This is a genomic window from Geodermatophilus sp. URMC 65, assembly GCF_053502545.1.
In genome coordinates this window covers 2,827,422-2,847,022 of record NZ_CP199954.1, presented here as the reverse complement: position 1 = coordinate 2,847,022, position 19,601 = coordinate 2,827,422, and the positions used below count along the sequence as shown (strand labels likewise).

The following is a 19,601-nucleotide window of genomic DNA, read 5'->3' as shown; positions in this document are numbered from 1 at the left end:
CCGGCGGATGACGCCGACGACGTCGAGCAGGTCCTCCAGCAGCACATGGCGCGGCGGGCCGGGCGGGAGGAGCTGGCCCGGGCCCACCCGGAGTTCCGGCAGGTCTCCCCGCAGCTCGGGGAGCTCGACGAGGACGCGCTGGCCGACCTCACCACCCGCGACCCCGACGCGGCCAACCGGCTGCTGACGGCCATGGGAAGGGCGTTCGACCCGGCGTTGCGGGCCGCCGCGCGGGCGCTGGCCTGCCGGCTGCCGGTGGGCGCGCCGCGCGCCGGGGTCCCCGACCGCCCGGGCACCCGCCGCGTGGTGACCCGCCGCGACGAGACCGGCGGCGACATCGACCTGGACGCGACGCTCGCCGCACGCGGTGCCGAGCCGCACTGGCGGGCCGAGCACCTGCACACCCGCGGCTGGCGCTCCACCGGCCGGGCGTGCGTGCTGCTCGTCGACGCCTCCGGCTCGGTCGCAGGCGACGAACTCGCGGTCGCCGTCCTCACCGCCTCGGCGCTGTCCCAGCGGATGCGGCCCGAGGACGAGCTGGCCGTCGTCGCCTTCTGGTCGCGGGCGGTCGTGCTGCGGGCGCTGTCCACCGACCCGCGCACGGACGCCGTCATCGACCGGCTGTTCGACCTGCGGGGCGGCGGCACCACCGACCTGGACCTGGGTCTGCGCACCGCGGCGGCCCAGATGGCCCGCTCCCGCGCGGCCGCCCGGGACGTGCTGCTGCTCTCCGACGGGATGCCCACCGACAGCCCCGACCCGCTGCCGGCCGCGGCGGCGCTGGCCCGCGCCGGCGCGCACCTGCACGTGCTCTCGCTGTCGGAGGAGCCGGAGTCGGTGGCCAACTGCGCCGCGCTGGCGGCCGCCGGTGACGGCCGGGTGGCGCCGCTGCTCAAGCCGACGCACGCCCCCGCGGCCGTCCGGACGCTGCTGGGCTGACCGCCACCCCGGCCCGCGCCGGGTCCAGCGGGACGGCCGAGCCGAGGACGGCGGGACCGAGCCGCAGCTCGGCGTCGGACAGCGCGGCGCAGCGCACGCCACCCCGGCCGCGCAGGGCCCGGTGCGCGCCCGGCGCCAGGACGACGTCCATCCAGGCGCAGGGGTGGGCCGGCCGCCCGCCGCCGAGCAGCACCGGCCCGGACCCGGTGTCCAGCGTGAACCGCTGCCCGCGCAGCGCCTCCACCTCCGCGCCGCGCAGCACGACGGTGCGCCGGGCCAGGTGCGGGTCGAACGGGGCGGAGCCGGTCTCGGCGGCGACGGCCTCCAGCGCCTCGACGGCGAGCACGGTCAGCTGGGCGTCGCGGTGCGCCGGGCGGCCGGCGTAGCGGTCCCCGACCACGCCGACCCCGGCCCGCACCTCGACCGCCTCGCGCCGGTCGCCGTCCTGCGGAGGGACGGGGCCTGCCGGCCGGCCGCCGTAGCGGTGCACGGGCGAGGCCAGCAGCGCCACGACCTCGACGTCGTACCGGTACGGGAGACGGGGGACCCCCTCACCTCACCCCTCGCCCGCTCGGGAGGGGGCCTGATGGTCGACCAGCCCGTAGGCGCGGGCCTCCTCCGCGTCGAGCAGTCTCCCGGCGCGCATGTCCGCGGCCACCTCGTCCACGGACCGCCCGCAGGCTCCGGCCAACCGCTCCTGCAGTCGGCGCAGCTGCCGAGCGTGCTCGGCGGCCCAGGCCTCCACCTCGTGGCCGGGGACGCCGCGCGGCGCCCGGGGCTCGCACAGCCGGACCATCGCGTGCGCACCGGCGACCCGCCGGTCGGCGACGGCGAGGACCGCGACCGCCGGTCCGCTGAGGGTGCCCAGGCTGGTCGCGTGCACCGGGACACCGACCAGGTCGAGCGCGTCCACCAGCGTCAGGGCGCCCTCGAGGTCGGCGCCCACCCCGGAGAGCCGGAGCCGGACCGGGTCGTCACCCGTCGCGTCGAGCAGCGCCAGCTCGGCGACCGCCCGGTTGACGGCACCGGTGTCCAGCTCGCCGGAGAGGGTGACCACCCGCTGGTCGAGCAGCCGCTCGGCGAGCCAGTCACCCCCGCCGACGACCAGGGCCGCGGACGCCGACGCCGCGCCCGGCGCGGGCGGGCGCGGTTCCGGGTGCCACGGGTCGTGCCGCGGTCGCGGCGGCTCCGGGGGGTGCGGCGGCAGGGGCGGGAAGGTGCCGTGCGGCATGGTCATCGGGGCTCCTCGGACGGTCGGACCTGCCAGTCGACGGTGCGGCCGAGCGCGGCCGCGTAGCGCTCGAGCGTGGACAGCCGCGCGTCCAGCTCGCCGCTCTCCAGCCGGGCGACGGCGGACTGGGTCGTCCCCATCCGGGCGGCGATCTCCGTCTGGCTCAGCCCGCTCTCCCGGCGGGCGCGGGCCAGCTGCTCGATCAGCTCGTGCCGGCGCGCCGAGACATCACCCAGTCCGGGGAAGGCGCTGCGACGAGGCTCGGCCGGCACAGCAGCGACGATATCGCTGATCCGCTATGGGGAGGACCCCTCCTCCCCACCCCTCGCACGCTCGGTGCGGTGCCCTGGAGGGGACCGGGTCGCGCCGCGTGAGCGCCGGAGCAGCCCCTATCGCTCCGCGGTCTTGTGGATCGGGCCCTCGATGCCGGTGAGCCGCTCCCCCGAGCCGCCCCAGCGGCCTGCGATGACCTCGGCGGCGATCGAGATGGCCGTCTCCTCGGGCGTGCGGGCGCCGAGGTCCAGCCCGATCGGGGAGGAGAGCCGGGCCAGTTCCTCCTTCGAGAGCCCCGCCTCCTCCAGCCGGGCCAGCCGCTCCTCGTGCGTGCGCCGCGAGCCCATGGCGCCGACGTAGGCGACCGGCAGCCGCAGCGCGACCTCCAGCAGCGGGACGTCGAACTTCGGGTCGTGGGTGAGCACGCACAGCACGGTGCGCTCGTCGATCCGGTCGGCGTCGACCTCGCCCTGCAGGTAGCGGTGCGGCCACTCGACGACGACCTCGTGCGCGTCGGGGAAGCGCTTGGGTGTGGCGAAGACCGGGCGGGCGTCGCACACGGTGACCCGGTAGCCGAGGAAGGCCCCGACGCGGGCGACGGCGGCGGCGAAGTCGATGGCCCCGAAGACGATCATCCGGGCGGCCGGCGCGAAGGCGTTGACGAACAGCGACAGGTCGTCCCCCCGGCGCTCGCCGTCGTGGCCGACGTGCAGCATCCCGGTGCGGCCGGCGGCCAGCATGCCGCGTGCGTCGTCGGCCACGGCGTCGTCCAGCCGCTGCAGGCCGAGGGTGCCCGAGCTGCGGTCGGGCCACACGACCAGCCGCCGTCCCACCCGGTCCTCCGGGCCGGCGACGCAGGTGACGACGGCGACCGGCTCGTGCCGCGCCACCGACTCGGCCACCTCGCCGAGCTCGGGGAAGGACTCCCGCGACACCGCCTCGACGAAGACGTCGAGGATCCCGCCGCAGGTCAGCCCCACGGCGAAGGCGTCGTCGTCGCTGACGCCGTACCGCTCGAGGGTCGGGACGCCGGACTCGACGACGTCCTTGGCCTCCTCGTAGACCGCGCCCTCGACGCAGCCGCCGGAGACGCTGCCCACAGCGGTGCCGTCGGGTCCGACGAGCATCGACGCACCCGCCGGACGGGGGGCGGACCGCCAGGTGGCCACCACCGTGCCCATGCCGACGGTCTCGCCCGCCTGCCACCAGCCGATCAGGTCCTCGAGCACGTCACGCATCCGACCGCTCCTCCTCTCGGGATCGAGCCATGATGACCCCTCCGGCCTCGTCCAGAGGCTCGTCCCGAGCGTGCGAGGGATGAGGACGAGGTCCTCTCTCAGGCACGGGAGATCACCCCCGCCAGCTGTTGGAACGCGGCCAGGCTGTGCCCGGCCACGAAGTGGTCCACCGACGGCAGCGCCGCCTGCATCCCGCCGGTGAGCGGCTCGTAGCCCTCCCGGCCCTTGTGGGGGTTGACCCACACGACCGCGTGCGCCAGCCGCCGCAGGCGGGCCATCTGCTCGGCCAGCACCTCGGTGCCGCCGCGCTCCCAGCCGTCGCTGCACACGACGACGACCGCGCCGCGGGCGGTGCCGCGCTGCCCCCACCGGTCGAGGAACGCCTTGAGCACCTCCCCGAGACGGGTGCCGCCGGACCAGTCGGGGATCGCCGAGCCGCTGGCGGCCAGCGCCTTGTCGGGGTCGCGCAGCCGCAGCTCCCGGGTGACCCGGGTCAGCCGCGTGCCGATGGTGAAGACCTCGGTCGCGGCCGGGCGCGCCCGGACGGCGGCGTGCGCGAACCGCAGCAGCGCGTCGGCGTAGGGGGTCATCGAGCCGGAGACGTCGATGAGCAGGACGACCCGGCGCGGGCGGGGCCGGGCCCGCCGGTGCAGCAGCCGGGTGACCTCGCCGCCGTCGTGCAGCGCGCGGCGGACGGTGCGGGAGGCGTGGACGGCGCCGTGCGGGCTGGGCCGGCGTCGGCGCGAGAGCCGCATCGGCGCGGCGGGGACCAGCAGCGCGAACAGGCGGCGCAGCTGCTCGCGCTCGGCACCCGTCAGCTCGGCGACGTCCCGGTGGCGCAGCACCTCGTCGGCGCTGGCCTGGCCGGCGAGGTCCGGCGGCGACTCGTCGTCCCCCTGCCCCTCCCCCGGGTCCATCGGCGCGGTGGTGACCGTCCGCTGCCGCTGCTGGGCCGCCGGCGGCACCGGCCGCGGCGTCTCGCCGCCGAAGTACGCGGCGAAGGCGGCGTCGTAGCGCTCCAGGTCGTCCGGGCCCGCGCACAGCGTCAGCCGGCCGCTCCAGTACACGTCGGTCGCCTCGAGGACGTCGAGCGCGGCGACGGCGGCCAGCATCGCCTCGACCCGGTCCGGGGAGGCGGTCACCCCGGCGGCCCGGAGGGTGCGCGCGAAGCCCAGCACCGTGTCGACGACATCGCGGGGACGGGCGGCCCCGCCCGGAGGCTCGCCCCGAGTGTGCGAGGGGTGAGGAGAGCGGGGTCCTCCCCGAGGAGGATGGGCGGCCTCGTCCCGGGGCCCGCCCCGAGCTTGCGAGGGGTGGGGAGGACGAGGTCCTTTCTCAGCCGCCACCGAACAGCGCCCCCCGGGCCAGGGCGTGCACGCGGTCGGTGTCCTCCCGGTACTTGAGGACGGCGCCCAGCGTCCGCGCGGCGACGTCGGGGTCCAGCTCCCGGGCGCCGAGGGTGTGCAGTGCGGTCGCCCAGTCCATCGCCTCGGCGACCCCGGGCGGCTTGAGCAGGTCGAGGGTGCGCAGCTTCGCCGTCGCACGGGCCACCTCGCGGGCCAGCTGCTCGGTCACGTCCGGCAGCCGGCGGCGCAGGATCGCCACCTCGCGGTCGAAGTCCGGGTGCTGCAGCCAGTGGTAGAGGCAGCGCCGCTTGAGGGCGTCGTGCACCTCGCGGGTGCGGTTCGAGGTGAGGACGACGAGCGGCGGGGTGGCCGCGCGGATGGTGCCGAGCTCGGGGATGGAGATCGTGAAGTCGGAGAGGACCTCGAGCAGGAAGGCCTCGAACTCGTCGTCGGCGCGGTCGACCTCGTCGACCAGCAGCACGCTCGGGGAGTCCTCCAGCGCCTGCAGCAGCGGCCGGGCCAGCAGGAACCGGCGGTCGTAGAGGGAGGCCTCCAGCGTCTCGGTGTCACCGGTGGCGTGCGCGGCCTCGGCGGCGCGCAGGTGCAGCAGCTGCCGGCCGAAGTCCCAGTCGTAGAGCGCCTGGCTGGCCTCCAGGCCCTCGTAGCACTGCAGCCGGTACAGCGGCCGACCGGTGACCCGCGCCAGCGCCTGGGCCAGCGCGGTCTTGCCGACGCCGGCCTCGCCCTCCAGGAACAACGGGCGGTGCATGACCAGGGCCAGGTAGGCGGCGGTCGCCAGGCCCTCGTCGGGCAGGTAGCCGGTCCGCTCGAGGGCCGCGGCGAGCTCGTCGGGGCCGCCGATCCCGCCGTCCGCGCCGGTCACCGGCCGCACCGTGGTCTCGCTCACGTCCCGAGCATCCCACCCGTACCGCCGACGTGGCCCTGCCCGGTCGGGTGGACCTGCTCCGGGGCAGGAACGGCAGATGGCCGGCCGGGATCAGGTCCTCGGCCGGCCACCGCCGTCTGTGCCCCGGGCCGGGCCCGGGCGGTGCTGTCAGGTGCCTGCGGTCAGCGGCCGATCCGGCCGTCGTCGTCGCGGTCGAGGGTGTCCTTGGCCTTCTGGGTGAAGCTGCGGTCGTCCCCACCGGTCACGCCGGTGCCCTGGGCGCCGTCGACCTCGATCTCCTCCTTGCGGACGTCGGCGGCCACCCGCTCCTGGTCGGTGACGGTCTCCTTGTCCAGCCGCACCCGCTCGACCGGCACGGCCTCCTTCTCCACCACCGGACGCTCGGCGTGCAGGGTGACCTCGTGCTCCTCCTCGGAGATCGCCGGGCCGTCCAGGGCGTTGCCGACGTTGGCGTCGGTGATCGGCTCGCGCTCGACCCGCACCTCCTCGCGGGAGACCGGCACGGTCTCGGTGACGTTCTCGGTGACCACGTACTTGCGCAGCCGGGCCCGGCCGACCTCCTCGGAGCGGGTGCCCACGTTCAGGCGCTCCTCCGAGCGGGTCATCGCCTCGTCGGTGGTGGGACCGGAGACGTCCCGGCCGACGACGCCGGCCTCGCCGGTGTGGTCGGGGCGCCCGTCACGGTCGCGGTCGGTCCCGGCCAGACCCGCGGTGCCGGCGGTGCCCGCCATGCCGGCGGTCCCAGCCGTGCCCGTCGTCTCGTCCCGGTCGGTGCGCCCGGTGCCGGCCATGCCCGCGGTGCCGATGTTCCCGGCAGTGCCGGCGGTCCCCGCCATCCCGGCGGTCCCAGCCGTGCCCGTCGTCTCGTCCCGGTCGGTGCGCCCGGTGCCGGCCATGCCCGCGGTGCCGATGTTCCCGGCCGTCGTGGTGTCGGTCGTCCCCTGGCCGGAGCCGAGCCCGTAGTAGCGGTAGAGCTCCTGCTCCTCCTGCGGCGACAGGTGCCCGTCGGTGTCGATCTTCGGCGCGCCCTTCACCTGGGCCTTGCTCACCGGTACGCGCACCCCGTCGTCGGTGAGGTCGGCGTCGCGGAGCGGGACGAAGGACTCCTTGGTGCCGAACAGGCCGGTGCGCACGGTGACCCACTCCGGCTGGCCGCTCTCGTCGTCGAGGTAGACCTCCGACGCCGAGCCGATCTTGTCGCCGCTCTGGTCGTAGACGTCCTTGCCGATCACGCGGCTGATGGCTTCGGTGCCGATCATGGTGGAGTCGCTCCCATCTGAGCTGGGTGGGTCCTGTCGATCACAGGGGTGTCCGCCCGGCGGGTCACGAAACGGCCACGGTCGTCCCGACACGCCCGGTCGGTGCTGGTGAGGGGCGCCCGGAGACCCCATGACGTGTCGCGCGCACCACATCCGGGCAGCTCAGCGAGGAGGCGGTGGGGAGTGACGCGGATCACCCGGGATGCGTGACGACCGACCACGTCTGGTCACGTCCAGTCGCACGGGCGTGTCGTACATCGCGCCATCTCGGCGCGTCGGCCCCGCGGTCCGCGGTCCGCCTCCTCATCCTGGAGGGCGTGCCTCCCCGCTCGCCGTACGACAACCTGGTCCACCCGCGCACCGTGAAGAAGCCGAGTCCCCAGGTCGAGGCCGAGCGCGACCTGGTCGTGGAGGACCCGAGTTCCGGCTTCGTGGGCGCGGTCGTGCGCTGCGAGAAGGACGTCGTCCACCTCGAGGACCGCTTCGGCCGCGTCCGCGCCTACCCGCTCGGCCCCGGGTTCTGGGTCGACGGCCGGCCGGTCGTGCTGGTGCGACCGAAGCCGCAGGCGCCGGCCGCCCCCACGCGCAGCGCGTCGGGCTCGACCTACGTCGCCGGCGCCCGCGCGCACGTCGCCCGCGAGGGGCGGATCTACGTCGAGGGCAAGCACGACGCGGAGCTGGTCGAGAAGGTGTGGGGCCACGACCTGCGCATCGAGGGCGTCGTGGTCGAGCCGCTGCACGGCGTCGACGACCTCCCCGGCATCGTGCGCGACTTCCGTCCGGCGTCGGGACGACGGCTCGGCGTGCTGGTCGACCACCTGGTGGCCGGCTCCAAGGAGTCCCGCATCGCCGCTGAGGTCATGCGGACGGGGGCCGGGGCCCCCGGCGAGCACGCCCTGGTCGTCGGCCACCCCTTCATCGACATCTGGCAGGCCGTCAAGCCGTCGGTCGTCGGGATCCGGGCCTGGCCGACGGTGCCCAAGGGCGAGTCGTGGAAGGACGGCGTCTGCCGACGGCTGGGCTGGGAGGACGACACCGGTTACGTCTGGGCGCAGCGCATCCTCGCCCGGGTGCGCACCTGGACGGACCTGGAGCCGGCGCTGATCGGCCGCGTCGAGGAGCTCATCGACTTCGTCACGACGACACCGTGATCCTCCGTATCGCACCGCGGCCAGGAGTCGCCCCCGGCCCGCGCTGAGCCCCCTCCGGGAGTGGTCAGAGCCGACGATCATGGCGTCGTGACCACCTCCGGCGGGCCCGGAGCGGTCACGACGCCATGATCGTGTGAGCTGGGGGAGCCGCCCTCAGCCTGGGATGTAGTTGAAGGTGTCCGGGTCGGGACCGGTGCGCTCGCCGCGGTCCAGGCCGGTGAGCGTGGCCATGTCCTCGGTGCCGAGCTCGAAGTCGAACAGCTCGAAGTTCTCCTGCATGCGCTGGCGGGAGACCGACTTCGGGAAGACGACGTCCCCACGCTGCACGTGCCACCGCAGCACGACCTGGGCCGGGGTACGGCCCAGCCGCTCGGCGATGGCCACGATCGCCGGGTCGCCGAGCACCTTGCCCTGCGCGATCGGCGACCAGGCCTCGGTGACGATCTCGTGGTCGGCGTCGAAGGCCCGCAGCTCCTCCTGCGTGAGGTAGGGGTGCACCTCGATCTGGTTCACGGCCGGGCGCACCTGGGTCTCGCTGAACAGCCGGCGCAGGTGGTGGGTCTGGAAGTTGGAGACGCCGATCGCGCGGCAGCGGCCGCTGGCGTAGATCTCCTCCATCGCCTTCCAGGTCTCGATGTAGTCGACGTCGATCCCGGGCAGCGGCCAGTGGACGAGGAAGAGGTCCAGGTACTCGAAGCCCAGGTCGCCCAGCGACTGGTCGAAGGCGCGCAGCGCGTCGTCCCGGCGGTGGAAGCCGTTGTTCAGCTTGCTGGTCACGAAGACCTCGCCGCGGTCGATGCCGGAGCGCGCGACGGCCTCACCGACGCCCTTCTCGTTGCCGTACATCTCGGCGGTGTCGATGTGCCGGTAGCCGATCTCCAGAGCCGTGGCGACGGCGTCGGCGGTGTCCTCCGGCGGGACCTGGTAGACGCCGAACCCCAGCTGGGGGATCTCGACGCCGTTGTTGAGTCGGATCGTGGGCACTGTGGCCACGAGGGCTCCTCTCGCTGACGGGTGGAGGCGCCGCGCACTCGCGTGGGTACGCAGCCTGCCGACAGCCCGCCTACCCGCGAGCCCCGCGCTCAACCCGTCGTCAGAAGTAGTCGAGCAGCTGGGCCGGCGGGCCCGAGGCGAGCAGGTCCAGCGCGGACGGGTCCTCCGGGCCGGAGACCAGCCCGGCCAGCGCCGCGGCCCGTCCGGTGGTGGTCCCGCAGTAGAGCTGCGCGAACCCGCGGACGTCGAGGGTCAGCCCCGGCTCCCGGTCGGGACGGCGCAGCTCCCCGGCGCCATCGGCGAGCTCCAGCTCCCACGGCCCGGTGTTCTCCGTCACGACCGGGTCGAGCAGCGTGAACGCCACCCGACCGCGCACGTGTCCCGGCCAGCCGCGGTCGGCGACGGCGCGCGCCACGTCGACCGGCCGGTGCATGACCGCCGCCCCGGGCCCCTCCGGTGAGCGCTCGAGCGGCAGCACGCCGGACACCGCGTCGCCGGCCAGCAGCGGCACGCGGACGGTGCGCGTCACGGTGCGCCAGCCGGCCAGCACGCCGACCAGCGCCCGCGCCGCCTCGGCGGTGACCGCGAGCAGGTCGTGCACGGTCAGCCGCGCCTCGGGCCCATAGCCCGCGCCGCGCTCGTACACCAGGACGCCGGTGGGGACGCCGTCCTGCTCGGCGACCGTGACGCCGTCCACCCCGTCGGGCCACCGGCCCTCGTGCGGCAGGTCGAACGCACCGCCGCGGCGGGTGAGCAGCCCGGCGCGCGGCCGGGCGAGCGTCTCGTACAGCGCGTCGACGACCGCGAGGTCGGCCGGCTCGCCCGGGCGCACCGCGACGCCGGGCACCGGGGCCGACGGCAGCGAGGCGGTGTCCAGCTCGACCCGCTGCAGCGCGCCCACGACCTCCCACCCCAGCCGGCGGTAGACCGCCGACACGGTCGGGTAGAGCGCGCTGACCGCGGCGCCGCGCTCGCGGCCGCGGGCCAGCAGGTCGGCGAGCAGCGCCCGGGCCACCCCGCCGCCGCGGTGCTCGGGCAGGACGGCGACCCCGCCGACGTCCGCGGTGGCGACCGCCCGGCCGCCCCACCACTGCCCGTGGCCGGTGTCGGTGGCCTTGCCGACCAGCCGGCCGCGCGCGTCGAAGGCGCCCAGCCGCAGGATCCCGGGGACCGGCCGCAGCGCCCACTCCGGCGCGGTCGACGACCCGCCGAAGGCCAGCCGGCCCAGCTCCCACGCAGCGGGCAGCTCGTCGTCGGCCAGCGGCCGGACGGTGACGGTCACGCGGCCTCCCGGGCCAGGTCGGCGGGCACCGGCGCGCGGCGCGTCCGCAGCAGCGGGGCCCCGGCCAGCGCGAGCAGCGCCGCGAGCGCCGCGGCCCCCGCCGGGACGGCGAACGCCGACTCCGCGCCCCAGGCGTCGACGGCGGCGCCCGCCAGCGCGGACCCGGCCGTGACGCCGAGGGTGAGCCCGGTGGTCGTCCACGACAGCGCCTCGGTGAGGGCGGTGCGCGGGACCCGCGACTCGACCAGCGAGGTGCCCGAGACCAGCACCGGCGCGATCGCGGTGCCGGCGAGGAAGCCCGCGACCACCAGCACCGCCAGCGAGCCGACGCCCCACAACAGCTGCGCGGCCAGGCCGAAGGCGACGGCGGTGGCCAGGAACCGGGCGGACAGCGTGCCGGGCAGCCGGGCGACGCCGTAGACCAGGCCCGCGACGAGACTGCCGAACGCGTAGACGGCCAGCGCCACACCGGCCAGCGCCGGCGCGCCCTGCTCGTCGGCGAAGCCCACGACGACGACGTCCATCGCCCCGAACACGGTGCCGACCGCCGCGTAGGTGACCGCCACGACCAGCACCGTCGCGTTGAGGGCGGCCCACCTCCGGGACGGCGCCCCCGGCTCGACCGGCTGGACGGCGGGCTCGGTGGCGCGCTGGCCGGCCAGCCACAGGCCGCCGACCGCGCCGAGCGTGATGCCGGTGAGGAAGCCGACGGGCGGGGCGATGAGCGTCGCGAGCAGGGTGACCAGTGGCGGGCCGACGACGAAGACGACCTCGTCGACGACCGCCTCGAGGGCGAAGGCGGTCTGCCGGCGGCCCGGCTCGGCCAGCGCCTCGGCCCAGCGGGCCCGCACCAGGGACCCGATGTTGGGCCCGCTGGCCCCGCACAGCGCGGCCAGCACGAACCAGCTCCACAGCGGCGCGCCGAGGGTCACCGCGGCCACGAAGCCGTAGCCGCAGACCAGGTAGCCGGTCATCGCCCAGCGCAGGACGGCGCCCTGCCCGCGGCGGTCCATGGCGCGGGCCCACTGGGGGCTGGCGACGGAGAAGCTCAGCGCGAGCGTGCCGGAGACCGCGCCGGCCAGGCCGTAGCTGCCGGTCTCGCCGGCGACGAGCAGGACGGCGCCCAGGCCGAGCATGGGGATGGGCAGCCGGGCGACCCACCCGGCGAAGGAGAACGCCAGCGAGCCGGGGACGGCGAACAGGCGGGCGTAGGGGCCGAACACGGTGCGGGGTGACACGGGACGTCTCGCGCTTCCTGGCCACAGGCGAGTGCGGGGCTGCCCGCCGGTCTCTCGGGTGGCTCCGCGACCGTAGCAACGGACTCCTGTGCCCCGCCGTCGCATTTCGGCCGCCCGGCGCGCCGCCACGGGACTGGTTGACGCTTCATGCACTCTATGTGAGCGGTTGCACACGCACCGCCCCCCGTCGAAGGAGCCCCGTGTCCGCGACCACCCGCCCGCGCCGCCTGCTGGCCCTCCTGCTCGGTCTCACCGTCCTGCTCGCCCCCGGGACCGCCGCCGCCAAGGGCGACGACCCCGCCGCCGCCGAGGACGGCGGGGGAACGACGGCCACCGGCACCGGCGGCGACTTCGCCGTCACCGTCAACGGCCGCACCACGAACCCGGCCGCCGGCTCGGAGGCGCGACTGCGCGACGTGACCCCGACCGGTCCGATCGCCGTCCGTGGCCGGCACGTCACGTTCACCATCGACCCGGCGACGCTCGGCGTCCAGGACTACACGCTGACCGGCGCGCCGGACCCGCAGCGGATGGTGACCGGCCCGACCGTCGTCTTCGCCTCGAAGGTGCCGCAGCTGACCGCGGCCCAGCTGCGCGGCGTGCGGATCGGCGAGCTGCGGCTGCGCGACGGCGTCCTCGTCGCGGAGTTCACCACCGCCGCCGGCAAGCTCAAGGTCCAGGCCAAGGACGCCCCGCAGGGCGGCATCTTCCAGATGGAACAGGAGTTCGGCGGCCCCGTCGAGTACGTGCACACCCTCGGCCCGACGCTCTTCTACTTCGTCAACGAGTACACCGGGAAGGTCAACTTCGGCGACGGTGTCGCGGCCGACGCGACCCACCAGATGCTGCTCGGCAAGGACAGCCCGCAGGTGGCCACCAAGCTGGAGCAGACCGCCACGACCACCCGTTGGTCGGTCGCCTCGGGCGGCCGGATGGGCGGCGTGCTCGGCGAGGACGCGATCGAGCTGTCCGCCGGCGCCACCAACTGCACCAGCGACTGCCAGGCCCGCAACCGGATCCAGGGGTCGGTGCCGGTGCCGCCGGACCCGGTCGACCCGACCCCGATCGGCTGACCCAGCACTCCCCCGGTGGGGGGCGACCGGAGCTCCGGTCGCCCCCCACCGCCCGTTCGGGCAGCGGCGCGGCGTCGTCCTCCCGCACTACATTCACAGGCGTGACCTCGACCAGCCCGCTCCCGGACCCCGTGGTCCGCCGTCCGGACCCCGCCCCCGGCACCGGTGGCCTGGTGGACCGGCACGGCCGGGTCGCGACCGACCTGCGGGTGTCGCTGACCGACCGGTGCAACCTGCGCTGCACCTACTGCATGCCGCCCGAGGGCCTGGACTGGCTGCCCAAGGTCGAGGTGCTCACCGACGAGGAGATCGCCCGGCTGGTCCGCATCGGCGTCGAGCAGCTGGGCATCCGCGAGGTCCGCTTCACCGGCGGGGAGCCGCTGCTGCGCCCCGGTCTGGCGGGCATCGTGGCCGCCGCCACCGCGCTGGCGCCGCGGCCCGAGGTCAGCCTGACCACCAACGCGATCGGCCTGGCCCGGGTCGCCCCCGCCCTGGCCGAGGCCGGCCTCGACCGGATCAACTGCAGCCTCGACACCGTCGACCGCGACCGGTTCAAGCAGCTGACCCACCGCGACCGGCTCGACGACGTCCTGGCCGGGCTGGCCGCCGCGCAGGCCGCCGGGCTGACGCCGGTCAAGGTCAACGCCGTCCTGCTGCGCGGGATGAACGAGGAGGACGCCGTCCCGCTGCTGGACTTCTGCCTCGAGCACGGCTACCAGCTGCGCTTCATCGAGCAGATGCCGCTCGACGCCCATCACGCCTGGACCCGCGGCGAGATGGTCACCGCGGAGGACATCCTCGAGCGGCTCTCGGCGGCGCACACCCTCACGCCGGACACCGAGGAGCGCGGCTCCGCGCCGGCCGAGCGCTGGCTGGTGGACGGCGGCCCCGCGACCGTCGGCGTCATCGCCTCGGTCACCCGCTCCTTCTGCGGCAGCTGCGACCGCACCCGGCTCACCGCCGACGGCCAGGTGCGCAACTGCCTGTTCGCCCGCGAGGAGTCCGACCTGCGGACGCCGCTGCGCGAGGGCGCCACCGACGCCGAGCTGGCCGACCGCTGGCGGATCGCCACCCTCGGCAAGCTCCCGGGCCACGGCATCGACGACCCGTCGTTCCTGCAGCCGTCCCGGCCGATGTCGGCGATCGGGGGCTGACCCGTGTCCTCCACCCACCCTGCCACCGCCACGTCGTCCACCCACCCCGCCACCGCCACGTCGTCCACCCACCCCGCCACCGCCACGTCGTCCACCCACCCCGCCACCCCGACGGTCACCGTCCGCTACTTCGCCGGCGCCCGCGCGGCCGCCGGCGTGGAGACCGAGACCCGCGACGCCGGCACGCTGGCCGAGCTGGTCGGCCAGATCGTCGAGACGCACGGAGAGCGGCTGGAGAAGGTGCTCACCGCCTGCTCCTTCCTCGTCGACGGCACGCAGACCCGGGACCGGTCGCAGGCGCTGCGGCCGGGCGTGGTGGTCGACGTGCTGCCGCCCTTCGCCGGAGGCTGAGAGAGGGCCCCGTCCCCCACCGCTCGCAGGCTCGCGGCGGGACCCTGCAGGGGGCCGTCGCGGAGACGAAGCCGGAAGATGGGCACATGAGCATCTGGGACAGGGCCAAGGCCAAGGTCGAGGAGCTGGTCGGCCGCGCCGAGGAGGTGTACGGCCAGTCCCACGGGGACGCCGCCGCGCAGCTGCACGGGGAGGCCCAGCGCCTCGAGGCCGAGGCCGAGGAGGAGGCCGCCCTGCGCGACGAGGCCGTCCGGCGGGACCCGGACGACGGAGCAGCCCCCGTCCGCTGATCTGCGCACGATCCCGTACCGGAAGCGGAACGCGGCGAGGACGATGGTGGGCATGGCCGCCTCCGCCGTCCTGGACGTGGCCCCGTGGGAGGACTTCCCCGCCGCGGCCTGCGGGGTGCTCGAAGCCCTGCACGAGCGCCTGGGCTGGGACGTGTGGGTGGTGACCCGCGTCGTGGACGACCGGCAGGTCGTGCTCCACGCCCATCCACCCGACGTGATCCCACCGGGGACCTGGCTGCCGTGGGCGGACACCTTCTGTCGCGCCATGGTCGCCGGGGAGGCCCCGCGAGCGGCCACGGTCACCGCTGCCGTCCCGGCCTTCGCCAGGCGCAGGACCGGGCCCGCCTCGCGGATCGCCGCCTACATCGGCGTCCCGCTCATCACCGCGGACGGGGAACTGTTCGGCACGCTGTGCGCCTGGGGGTTCCGCGCCCGGCCCCGCAGCGCCGCACGTGACCTGCCCCTGGTCGAGACGATGGCACGCCTGTTGAGCACGCTCATCTCCACCGGCATGACGCTCCCCGACCCGCCCTCGGGGCCGGGCCCGGTCGCCTGACCGGGCACCGACCCGGCGCCCCCGGTGGCGGGGCCCCTCGAGGTCGGGACGGAAGTCCCTACCCCGGCGCGCGGAGCGCGGGAGAGGCTGTCCCGTGACGGTGCGGTCCCGCGCCGTCCAGGTCCCGCGTGCGGGGCCGCCCCCGCCGGTCCACCGGGCCAGCCCCGTCCGCCGAGTCCTGGAGACGTCGACGATGCCCCAGTCCGTCCTGTCCGTCGTCCAGGTGCAGGCCGACGGCCGCGTGCTCGCCGAGGCCGAGATCCGCCGGACCGAGGTGCCCGGCGTCGTCGCCTCCGCGATGCACGTGGAGTCCGGTCACCTGCCGCTGGGCACCGGGGCCCGCCTGGTCGACGCGGTGCTCGCGGACCCGGAGGTGGGGCGGGCCGAGCGACTGGTCGCCACGATGCCGCTCAACGACACCGAGATGCTCGACCGGGTCCGGCAGCGCAGCGGCGAGGTGGCCGCGCGGGCCGCCGGCGCCACGAAGATCGTCGAGGCGCGGCTGGTGCCCGCGCCGCGCTAGGGGCAGGCCACCCACTCCTCGTCGCCGTCGGTGAAGACCTGCCGCTTCCAGATCGGCAGCCGCTCCTTCACCAGGTCGACGAGCTCGGCGCAGGCGGCGAACGCCTGCCCGCGGTGCGAGGCGCTGACCGCGCAGGCCAGCGCGACGTCACCGATCCCCAGCATGCCGACGCGGTGGGACACGGCGACGGCGTGCACGTCGGGACGGGCGGCGAACTCCTCGGCCAGCTCGACGATCACCTGCTCGGCGGTCGGGTGACCCACGTACTCGAGCTCGGTGACCGAGCGGCCGCCGTCGTGGTCGCGGACCACCCCGGCGAAGGACACGACCGCGCCGGCTGCCTTGTCGGCGACGGCGTCCTCGTGCTCGGCGACGGACAGCGGGGTGTCGACGACCCGGGCGATCACGGCGCCGACGGTACCCCGCCCGGCGGCACGTCGAGGTCGGTCGGATCGGCCAGGCCGGTGCAGTCGACCTCGGTGACGACGCGGCCGGCGAGGTAGCGACGGGCGCCCTCGTCGCCGGTGGCGGTCGCCGCGACCCCGGCCCAGTGCTCCCGGCCCAGCAGCACCGGGTGCCCGCGGACGCCGTCGTAGGTGGCGGTCGCCAGTGCGTCCGGAGCGGCGTGCGCGGCGACCGCGCGCAGCGCCTCCGGCGTCATGCCCGGCATGTCGACCAGCGTGACCAGCGCGGCGTCGACCCGGCCCGGCCAGCCGCGCAGCCCGTCGAGGCCGGTCCGCAGCGAGGAGGCCATGCCGGTCTCCCAGTCGCGGTTGGCCAGCACGGTGGCGCCGCCGAGGTCCGCCGTCCGCCAGACGTCGACGGCCTGTGCACCGAGGACGACGAGCACCGGGTCGCACACCGCCCGCGCCGTCCGCACCGCCCGCTCCACCAGCAGGCTGCCCTCGTACTCGACCAGCGCCTTGGGCATGCCGTAGCGGCGCCCGCCGCCCGCAGCGAGGACCAGTCCCGCGACCGTGCTCATCCCGCCACCCTCTCAGCGCGCTCCGACGATCAGCTGAGCTGGTCGTCCCCGGTCCTGGCTCACCACCGGGAGTGAGCCAGGAGCCGGGACGGTGAGCTGAGCTGATCGTCGTCGGCGGGCTCAGCGTGCATAGACGGCGATGTCGGACGCCTTCACCGTGGCCCACACCGGCGCGCCGGGGGCGAGACCCAGCTCGGCGAAGGCGGTCGCGGTGACGTCCGCGACCAGCGGCACCTCGCCGTCGAGCTCACAGCGCACCGTCGACCCGTGCGGCGTGGCCGACACCAGCCGCGCCGGCCAGACGTTGCGCGGGCTGCCCTCGGGCCGGCTGGTCCACAGCGCCACGGACTCGGGGCGGACGGCGACGAACACCGGCCCCGCCGTCTCCTCGGCCACCGCGACGCGGCCGCCGCCGTCCAGCCGCACCGCCGTCCCCTCGCCGGTGCCCGGGAGCAGCGCCAGGCCGACCAGCCGGGCGACGTAGTCGGTGCGCGGGTGGCGGCTGACGTCGGCGGGCGTCCCGGCCTGCACGACGCGGCCCTCCTCGACGACGACCACCCGGTCGGCCAGGGCCATCGCGTCGACCGGGTCGTGGGTGACCAGCACGCTGCTGCCGGGGAAGTCGGCGAGGTGACGACGCAGCTCGGCGCGGACGGTGAGCCGGGTGCGGGCGTCCAGCGCCGAGAGCGGCTCGTCGAGCAGCAGCAGCGCGGGCTCCCCCACCAGCGCGCGGGCCAGCGCCGCCCGCTGGGCCTGCCCACCGGAGAGCCGGCCGGGCCGCCGGTCGCCGAGCTCGGCGATGCCCACCCGCGCCAGCCACTCGGCAGCCGCGGCGCGGGCGGCGGGCCTGCGCACACCCCGGGTGCGCAGCCCGAAGGCGACGTTGTCGGTGACCGACAGGTGCGGGAAGAGCAGGTGGTCCTGGAAGACCATGCCGAGGCGGCGCTCGTGGGCGGGGACGTGCACGCCGGCGGGGACGTCGTCCCACGTCTCGCCGGCGACGGCGACCCGGCCGCCGTCGGGCGGCAGCAGGCCGGCGAGCACGCGCAGCAGCGTGGACTTGCCGGCGCCGTTGGGCCCGAGGACGGCGAGCACCTCGCCGTCGGCCACCTCCACGTCGAGCTCGACGGCGAGCGGGCCGCGGGCGACGCGGACGTCGGCGACGAGGGTCACCGCACCGCCCGGGTGAGCCAGCGGTCCCGCAGGAGGAGCAGCGTCGCGACCGACACGGCGAGCAGCACCAGGGAGAGCACGATCGCCGCGTCCGGGTCCTGCTGGAGGGCCAGGTAGACCGCGAGCGGCATGGTCTGCGTCGTCCCCGGGAAGTTGCCGGCGAAGGTGATGGTGGCGCCGAACTCGCCGAGCGCGCGGGCCCAGCAGAGCACCGCGCCGGCGGCGATGCCGGGCGCCACCAGAGGCAGGGTGACCCGACGGAACGTCGTCCACCGGTCGGCGCCGAGGGTGGCGGCGGCGTCCTCGAAGCGGGCGTCGGCGGCCCGCAGCGCGCCCTCGACGCTGATGACCAGGAACGGCATCGCCACGAAGGTCTCGGCGATGACCACCGCGGTGGTGGTGAACGGGATGGTGACGTCGAGGGTCTGGTCCAGCCAGCGCCCGATGACGCCCTGGCGGCCCAGCACGAGGAAGAGCGCGACGCCGCCGACGACCGGGGGCAGCACCAGCGGCACGGTGACCAGCGCGCGCAGCACCGACCGGCCGCGGGCCCGGGAGCGGGCGAGCACCCAGGCCAGCGGGACGCCGAGCACGAGGGAGAGCCCGGTCGCGGCCGTGGCCGAGACCAGGCTGAGCCGCAGCGCCTGCCCGACCGCCGGGCCGGTCAGCTGCGGCCCGAGCTCGCTCCACGGCGCCCGGATGACCAGGCCGGCCAAGGGGAGGACGAGGAAGGCGACGGCGAGGACCGCCGGGACCAGCAGCGGGAGCGGGACGCCGGGTTCCGCCCGGCGCCTCACGGGACCCGGAAGCCGGCGTCCGCGAGCGCCTGCTGACCCTCCTCCGAGCGCACCAGCTCGACGAAGGCGGCGGCCGCCTCGGGGTTCGGTGCGTCGGCCAGCGGCGCGATCGGGTACTCGTTGACCGCCTGCTCGGCCTCCGGGACGTCGATGCCCTCGACGGCGTCCCCGGCCGCGGTGACGTCGGTCGTGTAGACCAGCGCGGCGTCGACCTCACCGAGCTCGACCTTGGTCAGCGCGGCGCGCACGTCCTCCTCGAGCGTGTCGGGGGCGGCGGTCACCCCGGCCGCGGCGAGGACGTCCTCGGCCGCGGCGCCGCAGGGCACCTGGGGCGCGCAGACGGCGATCGTCAGCTCCTCCCGCGCGAGGTCGGCCGGACCGGTGACGCCGGCCGGGTTGCCCGCGGGGACGGCGATCTGCAGCACGTTGGCGGCGAAGACCTGCGGGTCGTCGGCCAGCCCGGCGTCGGCGACGACGGCCATCTGCGCCGCGTTGGCGCTGGCGAAGACGTCGGCGGGGGCGCCCTGGGTGACCTGGGTGGCCAGCGCGGAGCTGCCGGCGAAGTTGAACTGCACGTCCAGACCGGGGTGGTCGGCCTCGAACCGCTCGCCGAGGTCGGTGAAGACGTCGGTGAGCGAGGCGGCGGCGAAGACGGTGAGCGGGCCATCGAGCTCGGCGGCGCTCGGACCCGGCGCCGCGGCCGCGCCGTCGCCCGCCGACCCGCCGCAGCCGGCGAGCAGGAGCACGAGCACGGTTCCGAGCGGGGCACGCCTGGACACGGGACCTCCCTGCGGCGGACCACCGTGGTCCGCACCTGCGGGACGATAACTGCCGGACTCCCG

23 protein-coding genes and 1 pseudogene are annotated in these 19,601 nt (G+C 76.0%); 8 read left to right on the top strand and 16 right to left on the bottom strand.

Features of this window, described 5'->3' with window-relative positions; translation table 11 throughout:
• Positions 1–45: 45 nt before the first annotated feature.
• Entirely contained in the window at positions 46–939 is an 894-nt protein-coding gene (locus ACWIX7_RS13805; protein WP_448622096.1) for a vWA domain-containing protein, read from the top strand.
• Here the strand turns inward: ACWIX7_RS13805 and ACWIX7_RS13800 are convergent.
• The 7 genes from ACWIX7_RS13800 to ACWIX7_RS13770 all read right to left on the bottom strand — a co-directional run bounded on the left by ACWIX7_RS13800 (position 893) and on the right by ACWIX7_RS13770 (position 7,193).
• Positions 893–1,450 (bottom strand): molybdenum cofactor biosysynthesis protein, encoded by a 558-nt coding sequence (locus ACWIX7_RS13800; protein WP_448622095.1) that lies wholly within the window; start codon positions 1,448–1,450, stop codon positions 893–895. The genes ACWIX7_RS13805 and ACWIX7_RS13800 overlap by 47 nt on opposite strands.
• A 45-nt stretch (positions 1,451–1,495) precedes the next feature.
• Entirely contained in the window at positions 1,496–2,176 is a 681-nt protein-coding gene (locus tag ACWIX7_RS13795) for an ATP-dependent Clp protease proteolytic subunit (protein WP_448622094.1), read from the bottom strand.
• Positions 2,173–2,442 carry a helix-turn-helix domain-containing protein gene (locus ACWIX7_RS13790; RefSeq protein ID WP_448622093.1) on the bottom strand — a complete coding sequence of 90 codons (270 nt, stop codon included), beginning with the start codon at positions 2,440–2,442 and terminating at the stop codon, positions 2,173–2,175. Before ACWIX7_RS13790 ends, ACWIX7_RS13795 begins: the two co-directional genes overlap by 4 nt.
• 117 nt (positions 2,443–2,559) lie before the next feature.
• Complete coding sequence (locus ACWIX7_RS13785) at positions 2,560–3,681, bottom strand: XdhC family protein (RefSeq protein WP_448622092.1); 1,122 nt, start codon at positions 3,679–3,681, stop codon at positions 2,560–2,562.
• 98 nt (positions 3,682–3,779) lie between these two features.
• Entirely contained in the window at positions 3,780–4,859 is a 1,080-nt protein-coding gene (locus ACWIX7_RS13780; protein ID WP_448622091.1) for a vWA domain-containing protein, read from the bottom strand.
• 157 nt (positions 4,860–5,016) lie between these two features.
• The gene (locus tag ACWIX7_RS13775; RefSeq protein WP_448622090.1) at positions 5,017–5,934 is read right to left on the bottom strand and encodes an AAA family ATPase; all 918 of its coding nucleotides are present in this window, start codon (positions 5,932–5,934) and stop codon (positions 5,017–5,019) included.
• 161 nt (positions 5,935–6,095) lie between these two features.
• A complete protein-coding gene (locus ACWIX7_RS13770) occupies positions 6,096–7,193 on the bottom strand; it encodes a DUF2382 domain-containing protein (RefSeq protein ID WP_448622089.1) in 1,098 nt (365 codons plus the stop codon).
• A 317-nt stretch (positions 7,194–7,510) separates the two neighbouring features.
• On the opposite strand from ACWIX7_RS13770, the gene ACWIX7_RS13765 reads away from it, so the two are divergent.
• Positions 7,511–8,344 (top strand): DUF3097 domain-containing protein, encoded by an 834-nt coding sequence (locus ACWIX7_RS13765; RefSeq protein WP_448622088.1) that lies wholly within the window; start codon positions 7,511–7,513, stop codon positions 8,342–8,344.
• Positions 8,345–8,497: 153 nt separating this feature from the next.
• Here ACWIX7_RS13765 and ACWIX7_RS13760 read toward each other — a convergent pair whose 3' ends face one another.
• The 3 genes from ACWIX7_RS13760 to ACWIX7_RS13750 form a co-directional block, all read right to left on the bottom strand.
• Complete coding sequence (locus ACWIX7_RS13760) at positions 8,498–9,337, bottom strand: aldo/keto reductase (RefSeq protein ID WP_448622087.1); 840 nt, start codon at positions 9,335–9,337, stop codon at positions 8,498–8,500.
• Between the two features lie 100 nt (positions 9,338–9,437).
• A complete protein-coding gene (locus ACWIX7_RS13755; protein ID WP_448622086.1) occupies positions 9,438–10,619 on the bottom strand; it encodes a GNAT family N-acetyltransferase in 1,182 nt (393 codons plus the stop codon).
• A complete protein-coding gene (locus ACWIX7_RS13750) occupies positions 10,616–11,857 on the bottom strand; it encodes an MFS transporter (RefSeq protein ID WP_448622085.1) in 1,242 nt (413 codons plus the stop codon). The genes ACWIX7_RS13755 and ACWIX7_RS13750 overlap by 4 nt, the downstream gene beginning before the upstream one ends.
• Positions 11,858–12,057: 200 nt before the next feature.
• Here ACWIX7_RS13750 and ACWIX7_RS13745 point away from each other — a divergent pair, with 200 nt between their 5' ends.
• The 6 genes from ACWIX7_RS13745 to ACWIX7_RS13720 all read left to right on the top strand — a co-directional run bounded on the left by ACWIX7_RS13745 (position 12,058) and on the right by ACWIX7_RS13720 (position 15,804).
• Positions 12,058–12,930 carry a hypothetical protein gene (locus ACWIX7_RS13745; RefSeq protein WP_448622084.1) on the top strand — a complete coding sequence of 291 codons (873 nt, stop codon included), beginning with the start codon at positions 12,058–12,060 and terminating at the stop codon, positions 12,928–12,930.
• Between the two features lie 101 nt (positions 12,931–13,031).
• Positions 13,032–14,084, top strand: coding sequence for a GTP 3',8-cyclase MoaA (gene moaA, locus ACWIX7_RS13740; RefSeq protein ID WP_448622083.1), 1,053 nt, complete (start codon positions 13,032–13,034; stop codon positions 14,082–14,084).
• A 3-nt stretch (positions 14,085–14,087) separates the two neighbouring features.
• Complete coding sequence (locus ACWIX7_RS13735) at positions 14,088–14,435, top strand: MoaD/ThiS family protein (RefSeq protein ID WP_448622082.1); 348 nt, start codon at positions 14,088–14,090, stop codon at positions 14,433–14,435.
• Between the two features lie 86 nt (positions 14,436–14,521).
• Entirely contained in the window at positions 14,522–14,725 is a 204-nt protein-coding gene (locus ACWIX7_RS13730; RefSeq protein ID WP_448622081.1) for a hypothetical protein, read from the top strand.
• 52 nt (positions 14,726–14,777) lie between these two features.
• Complete coding sequence (locus ACWIX7_RS13725) at positions 14,778–15,281, top strand: GAF domain-containing protein (protein ID WP_448622080.1); 504 nt, start codon at positions 14,778–14,780, stop codon at positions 15,279–15,281.
• Between the two features lie 193 nt (positions 15,282–15,474).
• Positions 15,475–15,804: a hypothetical protein gene (locus ACWIX7_RS13720; protein ID WP_448622079.1), complete on the top strand. Its 330-nt coding sequence runs from the start codon at positions 15,475–15,477 to the stop codon at positions 15,802–15,804.
• Here the strand turns inward: ACWIX7_RS13720 and ACWIX7_RS13715 are convergent.
• The 6 genes and pseudogenes from ACWIX7_RS13715 to modA all read right to left on the bottom strand — a co-directional run bounded on the left by ACWIX7_RS13715 (position 15,801) and on the right by modA (position 19,538).
• Positions 15,801–16,211, bottom strand: a complete 411-nt coding sequence (locus ACWIX7_RS13715; RefSeq protein ID WP_448622078.1) for a molybdenum cofactor biosynthesis protein MoaE — start codon at positions 16,209–16,211, stop codon at positions 15,801–15,803. The genes ACWIX7_RS13720 and ACWIX7_RS13715 overlap by 4 nt on opposite strands.
• The gene (locus tag ACWIX7_RS13710; protein ID WP_448622077.1) at positions 16,208–16,789 is read right to left on the bottom strand and encodes a nucleotidyltransferase family protein; all 582 of its coding nucleotides are present in this window, start codon (positions 16,787–16,789) and stop codon (positions 16,208–16,210) included. Before ACWIX7_RS13710 ends, ACWIX7_RS13715 begins: the two co-directional genes overlap by 4 nt.
• A 120-nt stretch (positions 16,790–16,909) precedes the next feature.
• On the bottom strand, positions 16,910–17,365 hold the full coding sequence (locus ACWIX7_RS13705; protein ID WP_448622155.1) for a TOBE domain-containing protein: 456 nt from the start codon (positions 17,363–17,365) through the stop codon (positions 16,910–16,912).
• Positions 17,366–17,485: 120 nt separating this feature from the next.
• Positions 17,486–17,992, bottom strand: a pseudogene (locus tag ACWIX7_RS13700) (ATP-binding cassette domain-containing protein); the annotation flags it as partial.
• Complete coding sequence (locus ACWIX7_RS13695) at positions 17,959–18,759, bottom strand: ABC transporter permease (protein WP_448622076.1); 801 nt, start codon at positions 18,757–18,759, stop codon at positions 17,959–17,961. The gene ACWIX7_RS13695 and the pseudogene ACWIX7_RS13700, both read right to left, overlap by 34 nt.
• Entirely contained in the window at positions 18,756–19,538 is a 783-nt protein-coding gene (modA, locus tag ACWIX7_RS13690; RefSeq protein WP_448622075.1) for a molybdate ABC transporter substrate-binding protein, read from the bottom strand. The genes ACWIX7_RS13695 and modA overlap by 4 nt, the downstream gene beginning before the upstream one ends.
• Positions 19,539–19,601 lie beyond the last annotated feature (63 nt).